The sequence below is a fragment of the Bradyrhizobium sp. WSM2793 genome (assembly GCF_000379585.1).
Taxonomy (GTDB): domain Bacteria; phylum Pseudomonadota; class Alphaproteobacteria; order Rhizobiales; family Xanthobacteraceae; genus Bradyrhizobium.
Genome location: NZ_KB902768.1, coordinates 212397 through 228624, shown reverse-complemented (window position 1 = coordinate 228624; position 16228 = coordinate 212397). Strand labels below are relative to the sequence as shown.

14 protein-coding genes are annotated in these 16228 nt (G+C 65.5%); 9 read left to right on the top strand and 5 right to left on the bottom strand.

Features of this window, described 5'->3' with window-relative positions:
- The first annotated feature begins 51 nt into the window (after window positions 1–51).
- Both A3AS_RS0100975 and A3AS_RS0100970 read left to right on the top strand, forming a co-directional pair.
- The gene (locus A3AS_RS0100975) at window positions 52–1209 is read left to right on the top strand and encodes a GGDEF domain-containing protein (RefSeq protein ID WP_018315732.1); all 1158 of its coding nucleotides are present in this window, start codon (window positions 52–54) and stop codon (window positions 1207–1209) included.
- A gap of 63 nt (window positions 1210–1272) precedes the next feature.
- A complete protein-coding gene (locus tag A3AS_RS0100970) occupies window positions 1273–2376 on the top strand; it encodes a DUF2336 domain-containing protein (protein ID WP_018315731.1) in 1104 nt (367 codons plus the stop codon).
- A 10-nt stretch (window positions 2377–2386) separates the two neighbouring features.
- On the opposite strand, the gene A3AS_RS0100965 is transcribed toward A3AS_RS0100970, so the two are convergent.
- Together A3AS_RS0100965 and A3AS_RS0100960 are read right to left on the bottom strand one after the other, a co-directional pair.
- Window positions 2387–3025 carry an NrsF family protein gene (locus tag A3AS_RS0100965; RefSeq protein WP_018315730.1) on the bottom strand — a complete coding sequence of 213 codons (639 nt, stop codon included), beginning with the start codon at window positions 3023–3025 and terminating at the stop codon, window positions 2387–2389.
- A 2-nt stretch (window positions 3026–3027) separates the two neighbouring features.
- The gene (locus A3AS_RS0100960) at window positions 3028–3573 is read right to left on the bottom strand and encodes a sigma-70 family RNA polymerase sigma factor (protein WP_018315729.1); all 546 of its coding nucleotides are present in this window, start codon (window positions 3571–3573) and stop codon (window positions 3028–3030) included.
- Window positions 3574–3864: 291 nt separating this feature from the next.
- Between A3AS_RS0100960 and A3AS_RS0100955 the strand changes: the two genes are divergently transcribed.
- The 5 genes from A3AS_RS0100955 (at window position 3865) to A3AS_RS0100935 (ending at window position 8674) form a co-directional block, all read left to right on the top strand.
- Window positions 3865–4545, top strand: a complete 681-nt coding sequence (locus A3AS_RS0100955; RefSeq protein ID WP_018315728.1) for a hypothetical protein — start codon at window positions 3865–3867, stop codon at window positions 4543–4545.
- A 134-nt stretch (window positions 4546–4679) separates the two neighbouring features.
- Window positions 4680–5459: an enoyl-CoA hydratase gene (locus tag A3AS_RS0100950; protein WP_018315727.1), complete on the top strand. Its 780-nt coding sequence runs from the start codon at window positions 4680–4682 to the stop codon at window positions 5457–5459.
- Between the two features lie 188 nt (window positions 5460–5647).
- Complete coding sequence (locus tag A3AS_RS0100945) at window positions 5648–7078, top strand: TolC family outer membrane protein (protein WP_018315726.1); 1431 nt, start codon at window positions 5648–5650, stop codon at window positions 7076–7078.
- Window positions 7079–7102: 24 nt separating this feature from the next.
- Window positions 7103–7660, top strand: a complete 558-nt coding sequence (locus tag A3AS_RS0100940) for a hypothetical protein (RefSeq protein WP_018315725.1) — start codon at window positions 7103–7105, stop codon at window positions 7658–7660.
- A gap of 51 nt (window positions 7661–7711) precedes the next feature.
- Complete coding sequence (locus A3AS_RS0100935) at window positions 7712–8674, top strand: amidohydrolase family protein (RefSeq protein ID WP_018315724.1); 963 nt, start codon at window positions 7712–7714, stop codon at window positions 8672–8674.
- A gap of 3 nt (window positions 8675–8677) precedes the next feature.
- On the opposite strand, the gene A3AS_RS0100930 is transcribed toward A3AS_RS0100935, so the two are convergent.
- The 3 genes from A3AS_RS0100930 to A3AS_RS0100920 form a co-directional block, all read right to left on the bottom strand.
- Window positions 8678–11794 carry an efflux RND transporter permease subunit gene (locus A3AS_RS0100930; protein ID WP_018315723.1) on the bottom strand — a complete coding sequence of 1039 codons (3117 nt, stop codon included), beginning with the start codon at window positions 11792–11794 and terminating at the stop codon, window positions 8678–8680.
- 38 nt (window positions 11795–11832) lie between these two features.
- Window positions 11833–13077 (bottom strand): efflux RND transporter periplasmic adaptor subunit, encoded by a 1245-nt coding sequence (locus A3AS_RS0100925; RefSeq protein ID WP_018315722.1) that lies wholly within the window; start codon window positions 13075–13077, stop codon window positions 11833–11835.
- 145 nt (window positions 13078–13222) lie between these two features.
- Entirely contained in the window at window positions 13223–14623 is a 1401-nt protein-coding gene (locus tag A3AS_RS0100920) for a CoA transferase (protein ID WP_018315721.1), read from the bottom strand.
- Between the two features lie 53 nt (window positions 14624–14676).
- On the opposite strand from A3AS_RS0100920, the gene A3AS_RS0100915 reads away from it, so the two are divergent.
- Both A3AS_RS0100915 and A3AS_RS0100910 read left to right on the top strand, forming a co-directional pair.
- Window positions 14677–14964 (top strand): hypothetical protein, encoded by a 288-nt coding sequence (locus A3AS_RS0100915; protein WP_018315720.1) that lies wholly within the window; start codon window positions 14677–14679, stop codon window positions 14962–14964.
- 242 nt (window positions 14965–15206) lie between these two features.
- Window positions 15207–15977: an SDR family NAD(P)-dependent oxidoreductase gene (locus A3AS_RS0100910; RefSeq protein WP_018315719.1), complete on the top strand. Its 771-nt coding sequence runs from the start codon at window positions 15207–15209 to the stop codon at window positions 15975–15977.
- The last annotated feature ends 251 nt before the right edge of the window (window positions 15978–16228 follow it).

Sequence of the window (16228 nt, the reverse complement as noted above, 5' to 3'; positions counted from 1 at the left end):
CTAAAGGCTTGCCACGTAGATTTTTACGCTGACATCACCATTGGCGGGACCATGAGCACGGCCGCGACGTCCTTTCCCGAGAGGAATGCCGCTGAGGTCGCGGATCTCGTGCTCACGCCCGAGGCGGCGGCTTCCGAAGTGCTGGCGCGCCGAGCCCGGCAGCGCCGCCAGATGTATATCGGCCAGGTGGCGAGCTATTCGCTCGGCGCCTCGGTCCTGCTGCTCTACGCCTATGGCGGCACGGTCTCCATGGCCGTTCCGTCGCTGTTCTGGCTCGGCGGCCTCCTGATCATCGGTACGTTCACCGTGCTGTCGGAAGCCGGTTTCGGCGACCGGTTCGAGGATCATTACCTGACCGTCTTCCAGATCTCGGCGCATATGGCGCTGCAGCTGCTGTTCCTGCTCGCAGTGCCGACGGCCGGGGTCGCTTTCCTCGCCGTGCTGTTCCTGATCTTCGCATTTGGCACGCTGCGCATGACCTCTCACCAGGCGATGGTCACCTGGGGCCTTGCGACTTGCGGGCTCGCTTTGGTCTTCCTGGGCTCGGACCTGCCGATCGGGCTGCCGGTTGCGACCCGGCTGGAGCGAACCGCCTCGATGCTCTGTTTCGTGCTGGTGATCGGCCAGTGCGCCTTCCTCGGCCTGTTCGGCGCCACGCTGCGCAAGATCCTGTACCGGCGCAGCATCGAGCTGAAGGCCGCCTATCAGCGCATCGAGGAGCTGGCCGAGCTCGACGAACTCACCGGCTCCTACAACCGCCGCTGCATCATGCGGCTTCTCGACTCCGAGATCGAAAAGTCGCGGCGGGCATCGACGCCCTGCGCGATCGCGCTGATCGATCTCGACTGGTTCAAACGCATCAACGACGCCCACGGCCATCCCGTCGGCGACGAGGTGCTGCGCACTTTCGCGATCACCATGTTCGCCAACATCCGGCCGGCCGACTGCTTCGGCCGCTACGGCGGCGAGGAATTCCTCCTGCTGCTGCCGGACACAACGGGCGAGGCCGCACAGCGCACGCTCGAGCGCTTGCGCGGCATCGTCGCCGATCTCGACTGGAGCGCATTCTCCCTGAATTTGCGCGTGACCATTTCCGCGGGCGTCGTGACGCTGCGCGACGTCGATACTGCCGATACGTTTCTCGCGCGCGCCGATCGCGCGCTCTATTCCGCCAAGGCGCAAGGGCGCAATCGCATTGCAACGAGCTGACCAATCCATTTCTTCCCGCTGCGACAGAAGCCGCCGCCGGACCGAGCGCTCCAGGACAGGGCCATGAGATCCAGATCCGCAAAAACATCCGAGAATTTGCTCGAGGAACTGCAGGCTGCACTCTCGCACGGCACCGTCGCGCGCCGGGTCGAGACGCTGCGCCGCGTCACCGATCTGTTCGTGGGCAACGCGGTGGATTATTCCGACGACCACATCCGCGTGTTCGACGACGTGTTCCAGTGCCTGATCGAGCAGATCGAGACCTCGGCCAAGGCGCTGCTCGCCGACCGCCTCGCACCGATTGCGGCCGCGCCGCCGAAAATCATCCGCACGCTCGCGCTCGACGAGGTCATCGAGGTCTCCGGCCCCGTGCTGTCGAAATCGGAACGGCTGGACGAGACGACCCTGATCGAGATCGCGCGCACGCGAGGTCAGGCGCATCTCAAGGCGATCTCGCTGCGGCGGGTGCTGTCGGAAGCGCTGACCGACGTGCTGGTGACGCGCGGCGACGAGGACGTGGTGCAATCGACCGTCAGCAATCCGGGCGCGCGGCTCTCCGAGGGAAGCCTCACCGATCTCGTCATCCGCGCCGAGCGCGACGACGACCTCGCCACTTGCATCGGGCTGCGGCCGGACCTGCCGCGCCATCACTATTTGAAGCTGGTCGCGAAGGCGTCCTTGAGCGTGCGCAGGAAGCTCGAGGCCGCGCATCCGGAACTCATGGACGAGGTGTCGAGCGTGGTGCAGGAAGTGGCCCAGAGGGTCCGCGCCGCCGCCATGACGAAGCAGACCGAGATGGCGCGCGCGCTGGTGAGGTCGCTGCACGAGGACGGCCGTCTCAACGAATTCCAGATCACCAGTTTCGCCGAGCAGGGCAAGTTCGACGAAACCAATGCGGGGCTCGCGGCGCTCGCGGGCGTCGCGGTCGAGACCGCCGAGACCATGATGATCGAAAGCCGCACCGAGGGCGTGATGATCCTCGCCAAGGTCGCGGGCATGTCCTGGCCAAGCGTGCGGGCCATCATCGCCATGCGCGAGAAGCTCTCCGGCGGCTCGCAGACCGACATGCTGACGCTGCGCGACGTTTACGAGGCGCTGCGCAGCTCGACCGCGCAGCAGGTGCTGCGCTTCCACCGCATGCAGCTGGGCACGACGCCGGCGGCGTGAGGCCGGCGCGCTAGTAACGCAAAACCCTCGCCCCGACCGCCGCGCCGATCGCGGTCACCAGCGCGGTCGCGAGCGTGTACCAGGTCGCGACGAACAGCGGCGAATCGTCAGTGCAGTGCGAGGCATAGAGAGTCGCGGCAAGGCCGGCCGACACCAGGCCGGCGAGCGCTCCGGCAAGCGCCGGCCGCGACGGCGCGCCATGGCGCAGGCCGAACAGCGCCCCCGCAAGCAGCGGCAGCGACATCGCCGGAATTGCGACCAGGCACACCCTTGAGTTCTTGCCCATCAAGCGCATCGTCATCGGCATGGCCGGCGCCATCATCGCCTCACTGCCGATCGCGACCGCGAGCAGTCCGACGGGAAGCAGCAGCAGCCAGCCCCAGCCGCGCAGCAGGGCTTCCGGACGCGACAGATGCAGGCTGACGATGATGGCGGGAATCGCGAGCGACAGCGTCACCGCGAATTTCATGTCGAAGAACGGGTTGTGCATCGCGCTCATCACGTCGTGACGCACGCCGAGGAACGTCGCGAAGATCAGGATCGACAAGGGCGCGGCCACCAGGAGCGCCGTGGTCAGCACGGTGCCGACGCGCGGCGCCCGATGGGCGTTGTCGGCTGCGAGCGAACGGATGAGTTGATCGGTGTCCATGACTACTGGTCCCGCAGTTTGGTCGTCAGCGCCGCAAGTCCGCGATGCAGCGCGACCCGCACCGCGCCCTCGCTCATCGAAAACTTCGCCGCCGTATCCTTGATCGAGGCGCTCTCGACCGCGATCGACTGCAGCACGTCGCGCTGGCGCTGCGGCAGGGTGTTGAGCTGGGCCGCGACCTCGCCCGCGGAGGCCGTTTCCTCGGGCGCCTCGCCCGGCAGGGTTTCGGTGAAATCGTCGATATTGACGAAGACGCGCCTGCCGCGCCGGCGCAGCGCGTCGATCAGCTTGTTGCGGCCGATGGCAAACAGCCAGGGCGCGAAGGGGGCTTCGCTGTCCCAAGTGTGCCGCTTCAAATGCACCGCCAACAGAATCTCCTGCACGATATCCTCGGCCTGGTCGGGAGGCTGGCCTGCCCGTGCCAGGCCTCGCCTCGCGGCAGCACGCAGCACCGGCGTGACCGCCCTCAACAGGCGATGATAGGCCGCATCGTCGCCAGCCATGGCCGACCGCATCAGGCCGGTCCATTCGTCCTCACGTCCGCGCACGCGCGCCCCTCACCATGCAATTCGGCCGTCCGTTCAATTTGTTACGCGGGTCCGACGAGATCACGAATTCGTGATATGCCCCGGACCTCGCGACCGATCCGGCCGTGAACGTCTGCGACGGCTCATAACACCGATCGGCCCGTCCCGCACCCGGCGGCTGGCTTCATGGGGTCCGGTCTGCCCCGGTTTTGCCCGGTGTAGCCCGAAGATTCCCATTTTCTGCCCCGCTGTCGTCACGCCCCGGGGTCTCTGTTCGTTTCCGGGACGGGCGGAATTGGGGAGATCATCACCATGATGAAAGCCAGCGGGCGCGCGGCCCTGATCGTTCTGGCCGGCCTATTGTTGCTGTTCGGAGGCCTTGCACAGGCGGCCCCAAGCTCAACCACAAGCAATTCGGACAGCGCGGGCAAGCAGGCCGACGCGGCCAAGCCGAGCAAGCACCGGCGCCATGAGTCACGCCGCACCACCACCAGCGGCAAGACAGCACAGAAATCCGACGACAAGACCGCCGCTCCGGCCCAGGCCGACGAGGCCAAGTCTGACAACAAGGCGGCCGACAACACGGCCGATAGTAGCGTCCCGGCCTCGAGCCAGATGCCGCCGGCGGTCGCCAACGCCAATGCGCAGGTCGCCACCACCGACACCCCGACTGCGGCAGCGGCCTCGGCGATGACGGACCGCGCCAACACCAATGTCCAGGCAGCGGCCGATAATACCAGTGCCGCGAACGCCGAGAGCCAGGTCGTCGCGCCCGATCAGCTCAACGACATCGACCGCGCTGCGCAACAGGACAACCCGCCGGCGCAGAAGGCGGTGATTGCTGCAACCGAGGCCCAGCCCCGGCCGGCACCGGTGATGGCAAGCGCCCAGCAAAGCTCTGCCTGGGACCAGAGCTCCCTGATCGGCAAGATCTTCATCGGCGTCGGCACGCTGCTGACGCTGGCGTCCGCCGCGCGCATGTTCATGGCGTGATTGCGGGCCCGATCCTGGCCTGAGAAACCTCCCCGGAACGCGCATCTCGCTGCGTGTTCCGGCGGCCGTTAGCCCCTTGAAGCTCACCGCGCCAGCGGGCACATTGCCTGCCCAATCAAAAGCGTGGGTGGAGCATGAGCACGTTCGAACACATCATCGTCGAAGGCAAAGGCGCGGTCGGCATCATCAAGCTGAATCGGCCGAAGCTGCTCAACGCGCTTTCCTTCGGCGTCTTCCGCGAGATCGCAGCTGCCGTCGACGATCTCGAGGCCGATGACGCCATCGGCTGCATCGTCGTGACCGGCAGCGAGAAGGCCTTTGCCGCCGGCGCCGACATCAAGGAGATGCAGCCGAAAGGCTTCATCGACATGTTCTCCGAGGATTTCGCCGCGATCGGCGGCGACCGGATCGCGCGGTGCCGCAAGCCGACGATTGCCGCGGTTGCCGGTTATGCGCTCGGCGGCGGCTGCGAGCTCGCCATGATGTGCGATTTCATCATCGCCGCCGACACCGCAAAGTTCGGCCAGCCCGAGATCACGCTCGGCACCATTCCCGGCATCGGCGGGACCCAGCGCCTGACACGCGCGATCGGCAAGTCCAAGGCGATGGACCTCTGCCTCACCGGCCGCATGATGGATGCGGCGGAAGCCGAGCGAAGCGGGCTCGTCAGCCGCATCGTGCCCGCTGACAAGCTGATGGACGAAGTGATGGCAGCGGCCGAGAAGATCGCCGCGATGTCGCGCCCTGCGGCGGCGATGGCCAAGGAAGCGGTGAACCGCGCCTTCGAGACCACGCTCGCCGAGGGCATGAGCGTCGAGCGCAACCTGTTCCACTCGACCTTCGCGCTGGAGGACCGCTCCGAGGGCATGGCGGCGTTCATCGAGAAGCGCAAGCCGGTGAACAAGAACCGGTAACGTCAGGGAACGGGTCAGGCTGGTGTAAGGCTCGGCCGCGTTCCCGTGAGACGCTGTGACGAAGCTGCAACAAGCACGGATTTCATGGGGGTTTCCCCCGCGGCAGTTTGCCTGCGGGACCTCGGCTGGTTAAACAGTTAAGAGGCCACCGTCGGCGGGGGCGGACAGCCGAGGTTAAGCGGGAATACATGATTGGGCGTACCGCCAGAGCTGGTCGCGAGTTGACGCGGCATCGATCGGGCGTGGGTCCTGTACTTGCGACATGGACCACGCTGGCGCTGTGCTGCGCCCTGCCCTCCGCCGCCTGGGCCGAAGCCCTGCCGGAGGCGCTCGCCAAGGCCTACCAGACCAATCCACAGCTCAATGCCGAACGTGCGCGACAACGCGCCACGGACGAGAACGTGCCGCAGGCCCTCGCCGGTTACCGGCCGCAGATCGTGGCGAGCCTCAGCGCCGGCCTGCAATCGGTGCGCAATCTGCTGCCCGACAACACGATCCAGACCGGCAATTTGAAGCCATGGATCATCGGCGTCACCGTGACGCAGACCCTGTTCAACGGCTTCCGCACCGCCAACAACGTGCGGGCCGCCGAGCTCCAGGTGCAGTCGGGCCGCGAGGCGCTGCGCAATGTCGGCCAGGGCGTGCTGCTCGATGCGGTCACCGCCTACACCAATGTGCTCGCCAACCAGTCGCTGGTCGAAGCGCAGCGTTCCAACGTCGCCTTCCTGCGCGAGACGCTCTCGGTCACCCAGCGCCGTCTCAACGCCGGCGATGTCACGCCGACCGACAGCGCGCAGGCCGAAGCGCGCCTCAACCGCGGCCTTGCCGATCTCAACGCCGCCGAGGTCGCGCTTGCCGTCAGCCAGGCGACCTATGCGCAAGTGATCGGCAATGCACCATCGCAGCTTCGCCCCGCCGAGGCCGTCGATCGCTATCTGCCGAAGAGCCGCGAAGACGCGATGACGATGGCAATCCGCCAGCACCCGGCGGTGATGGCCGCCAGCTTCGACGTCGATGTCGCCTCCACCAACATCCGCATCGCCGAAGGCGCATTGCTGCCGAGCGCCACCATCCAGGGCAGCGCCAGCAAGAGCCGCAACAACGACCCGACGCTCGGCACCTTCGCCGAGGACCAGGCCTCGATCGTCGCCAATGTCACCGCGCCGATCTACGACGGCGGCCAGGCCGCGGCGCAGACCCGGCAGGCCAAGGAGATCACGGCGCAGAGCCGGCTCGTGCTCGACCAGGTCCGCAACCAGGCACGCACGGCGGCGGTGAGCGCATGGGTCGCCAATGAAGGCGCCAAGATCACCGTGTCTGCCTCGGAATCCGAAGTGAAGGCTGCGACCGTCGCGCTCCAGGGCGTGCAGCGCGAGGCCGCCGGCGGACAACGCACCACGGTCGACGTCTTGAACTCGCAGGCCGATCTGATCCAGGCCAAGGCCCGCCTGATCGGCGCCAACCGCGACCGCGTCATCGCCTCCTACACGCTGCTCAGCGCTATCGGCCATCTCGACGTCAAGACGCTCAGCCTGAACACGCCGGATTATCTGCCCGAGGTTCACTACCACCAGGTCCGCGACGCCTGGCACGGGCTGCGCACGCCGTCGGGGCAGTAGTTTCAATCCATCGGGCCGGTGCCCATGAAAAGCCGCCGCATCCATCTGACGGGCGCTTCGGGCTCCGGCGTGACGACGCTCGGCCGGGCGCTCGCCGGCCGGCTTGCGCTGCCGCATCACGATAGCGACGACTATTTCTGGCTGCCGACCGCGCCGCCCTACCAGACGACGCGCTCCGTCGCCGACCGCCTGCGCCTGATGCGCGAGATGTTTCTGCCGCGTCTCGATTGGGTGCTGAGCGGATCCGTCACCGGCTGGGGTGAGGAGCTCGTTTCGTACTTCGATCTCGTCGTCTTCGTGACCGCGCCGCGCGATATCCGGATGAAGCGATTGCGCGCCCGCGAGGCCGCCCATTTCGGTGCTGATGCCGTCGCACCGGGCGGCTGGCGTCATGAGCAGACCGAAGCCTTCGTCGAATGGGCTTCGCATTACGAGGCCGGTGACCGCGAAGGTCGCAGTCTCGCCAAGCATGAAGCATGGCTCGCGGGCCTGCCCTGCCCGGTCGTGCGCGTGGACGGCTTACGTCTGCTTGCGGACATCGTCGAGCAGCTATGCAACGAAGCGCAGCTTCGATTCGGCTGATGTGGTACCGTCCCGGCACACTGCCAAATAAAACAACCAGGGAGAGAAACCGTGCTCAATCGACGCAGCGTCCTGCTTGCCTCCCTCGCCGCCGGAGTAGCCATGACCAACAGAGCCCACGCCCGCGCGGCGCAGCCTGCGACGCCGGTCAATTTCGACGTCCCCGCGCATGCCTGCGACTGCCACACTCACATTCATGGCGACGTCGAGAAGTTTCCGTTCTTCGCCGGGCGCGTCTACACGCCCGAGCCGGCAAGCCCCGAAGAAATGGCTGCACTGCACAAGGCGCTGCATATCGAGCGCGTGGTGATCGTCACCCCCAGCGTCTACGGCACCGACAATTCGTCGACCTTGTTCGGCATGAAGGCACGCGGCGCCAATGCGCGCGGCGTCGCCGTGATCGACGACAAGACCACCGAGGCACAGCTCGATGCGATGCAGGCGGACGGTTTCCGCGGCATGCGCCTCAATCTCGCAACCGGCGGCGTCAACGACCCCAATGTCGGCAGGTCACGCTTCACCACCGCCGTCGAGCGCATGAAGGCGCGTGGCTGGCACGTGCAGCTCTACACCACGCTTCCTATGATCTCGGCGATCAAGGACCTCGTCGAGACGGCGCCGGTAGCTGTCGTGTTCGACCATTTCGGCGGGCTGGAAGCTTCGCTCGGCCTGGAGCAGCCGGGTTTCTCCGATCTCGCTGCGCTGGTGAAGTCCGGCAAGGCCTATGTGAAGATCTCCGGCGCCTATCGCTCATCCAAGCTCGCGCCGGATTATCAGGACATGGTGCCGTTCGCGCAGGCGCTGATCGCGGCCAACCCGGATCGCGTCGTCTGGGGCACCGACTGGCCGCATCCGGATTCGAGCCGTGTCGAGGGACGCAAAGCCACCGACATCGCGCCGCTCTATCAGATCGACGACGGCCGCCTGCTCAACCAGCTTCCGGTGTGGGCACCGGATGCCGACGTGCGCAAGAAGATCCTGGTCGACAACCCGGCACGACTCTACGGATTTTGACGGTCAGCGCGCGCGGCGCGAGAAGTACGAGATCAGGACCGGCAAGGTCACGAGGATCACGACCGGCGCCAGCATCATGCCGGTGACGACGACGACCGCGAGCGGCTTCTGCACCTGCGAGCCGATGCCCTCGGACAGCGCTGCCGGCAGCAGCCCGACGCCGGCGACGACGCAGGTCATCAGCACCGGCCGGAGCTGCAACTCACCGGTGCGCACCACCGCGCTTGCGCGGTCCATGCCCTCTTCGATGAGCTGGTTGAACTGCGACAGAATGATGATGCCGTCCATCACGGCGATGCCGAACAGCGCGATGAACCCGATCGCTGCGGAGACGCTGAACGCAGTGCCGGTAATCAACAGGCCCAGCACGCCGCCGAAGATCGCCATCGGGATCACGCTCATCGCGAGCAGCGTGTCGGTCATCGAGCCGAAATTGAACCAGAGCAGCACGCCGATCAGCGCCAGCGAGATCGGCACCACGATCGACAACCGCCGGATCGCGTCCTGGAGATTGCCGAACTCGCCGACCCAATCCATGTGCGAGCCCGGCGGCAGCTGCACCTGCTCGGCAATCTTCTGCTGCGCCTCGCGGATCGCACTGCCGAGGTCGCGCTCGCGCACCGAGAACTTGATCGGCAGATAGCGTTCCTGCTGCTCGCGATAGATGTAGGCCGCGCCCGAGACGAGGCTGATGGTGGCGACCTCGCTCAGGGGAATCTGCGTGACGGTGCCGTTCGGCCCGGGTGCGCCGATCCGCAAATTCTGGATCGCCTCGGCACTGCGGCGGTATTCCGGCGCGAGGCGGACGATGATCGGGAAGTGGCGATCGGAGCCGGACTCGTAGAGATCGCCCGCCGTGTCGCCGCCGATCGCGACCTTGATCGTGGCGTTGATGTCGCCCGGCGCAAGGCCGTAGCGCGCGGCCTTGGCGCGGTCGATGTCGATCTGGACGGTCGGCTGCCCGAGCGAGGTGAACACCGCAAGGTCGGTGACGCCCTGCACCGTGGCCAGCACCGACTTGATCTTGTTGGCGGTGTCGGTAAGCGCCTGAAGGTCGCTGCCGAACAGCTTGATCGAGTTCTCGCCCTTCACGCCGGACACGGCCTCGGAGACGTTGTCCTGGAGATATTGCGAGAAGTTGAACTCGACGCCCGGGAAGCGATCGTCGAGCTGCTTGAGCAATTGCGCGGTCAGCTCTTCCTTGTCGCGGGTGCCGGGCCACTGGCTGATCGGCTTGAGCGGCGCGAAAAACTCGGCATTGAAGAAGCCGGCGGCGTCGGTGCCGTCGTCGGGACGGCCGTGCTGAGACACGACGGACTCGACCTCGGGCCGGGCGCGGATCACCTTGCGCATCTCGTTGACGTAGCTGTTGCCTTCCTGGAGCGAGATGGTCGGCGGCAGCGTGGCGCGAATCCAGAGATTGCCCTCTTCCAGCTTCGGCAGGAATTCGAGGCCGAGCAGCCGGCTGAGCGCCACCGTCATCAGCACGAGGCCGACCGCACCGCCGAGCACGATGTTGCGGTTGGCGACCGCCCATCGCAGCAACGGCGAGTACAACCGGTGCAGGATCCGCATCACCCTGGTCTCGGTTTCCTCGACATGCGCGGGCAGGATGATCGCGGACAGCGCCGGCGTGACGGTGAAGGTCGCAAGCAGCCCGCCGGCCAGCGCATAGGCGTAGGTGCGGGCCATCGGCCCGAAGATGTTGCCCTCGACGCCGGACAGCGTGAACAGCGGCAGGAAGGCCGCGATGATGATCGCCGCGGCGAAGAAGATCGAGCGCGAGACGTCGGCGGCCGCGCTGAGGATGGCGTGGCTCTTCATGCCGAACAGCGTCTCATGGGACATATGCTCGGTCTCGGACATCGGCGTCGTCTGGGTCAGACGGCGGAAGATCGCCTCCACCATGATGACGGTGGCATCGACGATCAGGCCGAAATCGATCGCGCCGACCGAGAGCAAATTGGCCGATTCCCCGCGCAGCACCAGGATGATGACGGCGAAGAACAGCGCGAACGGAATGGTGGCGCCGACGATCAGCGCGCTGCGCAGATCGCCGAGGAACATCCACTGCAGCAGCACGATCAAGAGAATGCCGACCACCATATTGTGCAGCACGGTGTGGGTGGTGAGCTCGATCAGATCGCCGCGGTCGTAGATGCGCTCGATGCGCACGCCGGGCGGCAGGATGCTGGAATTGTTGATCTGCTGAACGAGCTGGTGGACCCGCTTGATGGTCGGCGAGCTCTGCTCGCCGCGGCGCATCAGGACGATGCCCTGCACGATGTCGTCGGACTCGTCGAGTCCGGCAATGCCGAGGCGCGGCTTCTGGCCAACGGTGACGGTGGCGACGTCCTTGACCAGCACCGGATTGCCGCCGGTCTGCGCCACCATGGTATTGGCGAGATCGTCGATCGAGCGGATCAGGCCGACGCCGCGCACCACGGCCGATTGCTGGCCGATATTGACGGTGTTGCCGCCGACATTGACGTTGGAATTGCCGACCGCCTGGAGTAATTGCGGCAGCGTCAGACCGTTGGCGACCAGCTTATTGAAGTCGACCTGGAGCTCATAGGTCTTGCTCTTGCCGCCCCATCCCGTGACGTCGATGACGCCCGGCACGGCGCGGAAGCGGCGCTGCAGGATCCAGTCCTGGATGGTCTTGAGATCGAGCACGCTGTAGTTCGGCGGACCCACGAGACGGTAGCGGAAGATCTCGCCGATCGGGCTAAGCGGCGAGATCTGCGGCTGCACGTTGCCCGGCAGCGGCGCCAGCTGCGCCAGGCGGTTCAGCACCTGCTGCAACGCCTCTTCGTAAGTATAGGCGAAGGAGAATTGGATTTTGACGTCGGAGAGACCATAGAGCGAGATGGTGCGGATGGTCGTGATGTTCTTCAGGCCTGCGACCTGGGTCTCGATCGGGATCGTGATGTAGCGCTCGATCTCCTCCGCCGACAGCCCCGGGCTCTGCGTCACGATGTCGACCATCGGCGGGGTCGGATCGGGATAGGCCTCGATGTTGAGCTGGTTGAAGGCGATGACGCCGCCGATCAGCACGGCGACGAACATCCCGACCATCAGGAAGCGCCGGTTGACGGCAAGGGCGACGAGACGATCCATTCAAGCTTCAGTTTGTCTGCAATTTTTTGGGTCGTCGATCAGCTGCCGGACGCCGCGCGGTCGATGAACAGGCTGCCTTTGGTGACGATCTGCTCGCCGGGTTTCAGATTGCTGGTGACCTCGACGAGGTTGCCGTTGATGAGGCCGATCTTGATCTGGCGCAGCTCGACCGACTTGTCCTCGCGCGCGACCCAGATGCGAACCTTGTCGGCTTCATAGATCAACGCCTGCTTCGGCACCGCGGGCGCTGCGCGATCGCCGGCCGAATAGATCGTGACGTTGGCGAACATCTCGGGCTTGAGCAGCCCGTCCTTGTTGTCGATGGTGGCGCGAACCTGCAGGCGACGGGTGTTGGGGTCGATCGCGGCAGCGACGTAATTGATCTTGGCGGTCAAGGGGCGGCCCGGCAGCGCCATCACGTTGACCGTGATGTCCTGCCCGATGCAGATCGCGGCCGCATCGCTCTCGCGCACGAAGGCGGTGAGCCAGACCGTGGAGAGATCGCCGACCACGAAGACCGGATCGCTGGCGCCGGAATTGACATACTGGCCCGGGCCGATCTTGCGCTGCACGACCGTGCCGGCGATCGGCGAATAGATCGTGACTTCCCGATTGATCACGCCTTTGTCCTGGAACGCCTTGATGGTCTCGTCGGTGAAGCCGAGGATGCGCAGCTTGTTGCGCGCGGCTTCCAGCGCAGTCTCCGACGAGCGCATGTCGTTGCGCGCCTGAACCTGGGTCGCTTCGGCCTGCTGATAATCCTTCAGCGGAATGGCATGGCCCTCATAGAGGTCCTTGGCGCGCTTGAACTGGATGTCGGAGAGCTCGAGCGCCGACTTCGCCTTGTTCTGCGAGGTCATCGCCGCGATGAAATCGTTCTGGGCCTGCACGGTGTCGGCGGCCTCGATCGTGAACAGCGGTTGGCCCTGCTTCAGCATCTCACCCGGCTTGGCCAGCAGCTTGGTGACGCGGCCGGCATAGGGCGAGAACACCGGTGTCGAGCGGTCCTCGTCGACGGCGACCTTGCCTTCGGTGACATATTCGGCGCGGAAGGCCTTGGCCTTGACCGGCTCGATCGTCAGCGTCGCCCATTCCGACGGCGTCGGCGTGAAATTCTGCGCATTCTTGCGCGACTGGCTGGAGATCTCGGAGTGCTTCTTTTCTTTGGCGCCGACGTAGCGAAAGCCGTAGGCCCCAACGCCGGCAAGAGCTAGTAAAACTACGGATGTGACCACCCGTTGTTTTGTAAACACCTGCAATCGCTTGGTATTTTCAACTACCATGGAGCCCGGTCGTGTCTGCGACGATCTCGGCAGATGCCTGCCTTATCGGTTGCGCTAATAGTGCCGAATTGCAATTCCAAACAACCTAAAAAACGCTGCGCGCCTTTCGGTTTGCGTTAAAATTTCGCGACATGTCAGCTTCACGTCAGCTTCGCGCCGGCCACTGTGCCGGATGACTGCCGAGCGGCATTGCCGGGCGGCTCCATTGCGCCGGCGTCTTCGACAGCATCGCCGCATGGCGCACCGCCTTCAACATGCCGAAGCCAGATGGCATGTTCTCGATGAACGCAGTATGTACGGCTTCGCCCGTAAGATCCGGGGTGTTCAGTCCGCCATCGAGCCGGCCGAGACCCCAAAGCCAGCGCCCGGTCTGCGCCAGCGACACCCGCACGTGCCAGCTGCCGCCTTCGCGCGCCTGACGCGCCTTGGCCATCATCGCACCGAACGCCATCAGATAGCCGGTGGCGTGATCGAGCATCTGTGCCGGCAATTCCTTGGGACCATCGAGACCGGCAGCACGTCCCTCGGCATGATTGAATCCGGTCGTGGTCTGCACGAGGGAATCGAAGCCGCGCCGCTTGGCCCAGGGGCCGGCGTGGCCATAGGCCGACAGCGTCACATAGACGATGCCCGGATTGATCTGCGCTGCATCCTCGGGCGCAAAGCCGAGGGCGGCGAGCGCGCGCGGGCGATAGCCCTGCGAGAAGATGTCGGCATCCCGCAACAGTTCGCGCAATTGCGCCCTGCCCGTCTCGCCCTTGAGCTCGACGAACGTGGCGAGCTTGCCCCGGCCGGTGTCGATGGTGAGCCAGGGAATGGCGGGCAGCTCCGGCCCTGACACCAGCAGCACGTCCGCACCATGCGCAGCGAGCGTGCGGCCGGCGACGGGCCCCGCGATGACGCGGGATAGATCGAGCACGCGCAGGCCCGCAAGCGGACGATCGCCTTTTGGCCACGGCTTTGGCGGGGCATCGCCGATCTTCTCGATCGAGAGCAGCGGCAACCCGGCGAGCGCGCGCGCCTGCGGCAGAGCCGACCATTCGTCGTAGCTCCGCATCAGAGCGACCACGCCGCCCGCGGCGTATGCCGCAGTCTCGAAATCCTCGCCCTTCCAGTGCACCAGCGCGGCCTGCACCTTGTCGCGCTCGGGCTCGCAGCCGAGCACCCTGCAGACGGCGTCGCGGTGATGCGGGAAATTGGTGTGGCAGCGAACGAAGCGGCCATCGCCGGTCCGGTAGACGCCGGCGATCGCGTCCCAGGCTGGCGGCGGCGGCTTGTCGTCGAGGCGCAGATAGCGCTCGGAGCGACATTCGGCGACGGCGTGGCGCATGTCGACGGAGACGTTTTGGGTTTCGCCGCTGCGTTGTCTCCATATCTCGGCCGCTGCAAGGCCCGCCGCAGCAATCGTGGTTTGGCCGGCAACAGCAACACGAAAGGAGGATGGAATCTGCGGCTCCTCTCCGGTCAAGCGCACACGTTCGAGCGCGGACGCATCGCCGCCGGCGGAGGTCCAGATATCCCTGAGAATGTCGGCGGGGCTTTGCATGACCCTTCTCTCCCTTTAGCTTTCAACATCCTATTAGCATATAAGGACATGCAATGGCCGCCATCGATCCTCTCACCGCAGGTGCCGTGTTCATCGCAACGGCGGCCACAGACGCGGTCTATGTGATGTTCACCTCGGCTGTAATCGCGCGCAGGCGCATGTCAGCTGCGAACTGGAGCGCGGTCTGGTACATGCTCTCCTCCTACGCCGTGATCAGCTACACCGAAAACGCGTTCTATGTCGCTTTCGCGGCGATCGGCTCCTGGGCCGGCGCCTACGCCTCGCTGACCTTCCTGCACCGCCCGCCCGGCGGCCCGCCGGTGGGGGCCGCGCCGGAGTGAGGACGTAAGGTGGTGGCATGTCCTCCAATGCTAATCCCGTCCTCCTGAGGTGCGAGGCTTGCGATGCATCGCATCGCAAGTCGAGCCTCGAAGGATGCACGGCCGAGTTGGCAGCCGGGCTGTCGCCCTTCGAGGCCTCCGCTACGCTCCGGCACCTCAGGGTGACGGTCGAACAATGGGATTTGCGGCGATGCCGCGCACGCGACTACACTCTCCACGACCAACAAAAAGGAAACCCAACAATGGATCTCGGTCTCAAAGGCAAGAACGCCATCGTGCTCGGCGGCACGCGCGGCATCGGGCGGGCGATTGCGGAGACGCTCGCCGGGGAAGGCACCAATGTCGCGGTGTGCGCGCGCAATGCCGATCAGGTCGCGACCACCGTTGCCGAGCTGAAGGCGAAGGGCGTCAACGCCACCGGTGGCCCGGTCGACGTGACTGACGGCGCGGCGCTGAAATCCTGGATCGAAGGTGCCGCAAAAGAGCTCGGCGGCATCGACATGCTGTTCTCCAATGCCGGCGCGATGGCGCAGGGCCACGATGCAGCATCCTGGCAGCAGAATTTCCAGCTCGACCTGCTCGGCGCCGTGCATGCCTTCGATGCCGCGCGGCCGTTCCTCGAAACGAGCGGCGAGAGAAGCGGCGACGCCGCCTTCGTCATCATCTCCTCGATCTCGGCGGCGCAGGCGGACACGGCCAGCTCCTACGGCCCGATCAAGGCGGCGCTGATCCACATGGCCAAGGGACTGGCGCGGCAATTTGCGAAGAAGAAGATTCGCGTGAATGTGGTGTCGCCCGGCACCGTCTATTTCAAGGGCGGCGTCTGGGAGATGGTCGAGAAGAACATGCCCGAGCGTTACAACGACGCGATGAAGCGCAATCCGACCGGCCGGATGGCAACGCCGCAGGAAATCGCGAGCGCCGCGGTGTTTCTGGCAAGCCCGGTGTCGGGGTTTACGACGGGGTCCAATCTCGTCGTGGACGGCGCGATCTCGAACCGGGTGAATTTTTAGAAGGGCACACTGTCATCGCCCGACTTGATCGGGCGATCCAGTATTCCAGAGACGGCGCGGCTAGAGCCGAGAAGCCGCGGCGTACTGGATACCCGCTTTCGCGGGGTATGACGGCTGAGCGTGTGGCACGCTACTTCAACAAATTCGTCATTGCGAGCGGGAAACTCGTAGGCTGGGCAAAACGACTTGTCCGCCGTAGCTCGAAGAGCGAAGGCGGAAGCGTGCCCACGTCTTCGCGACGAGCCGCAAAA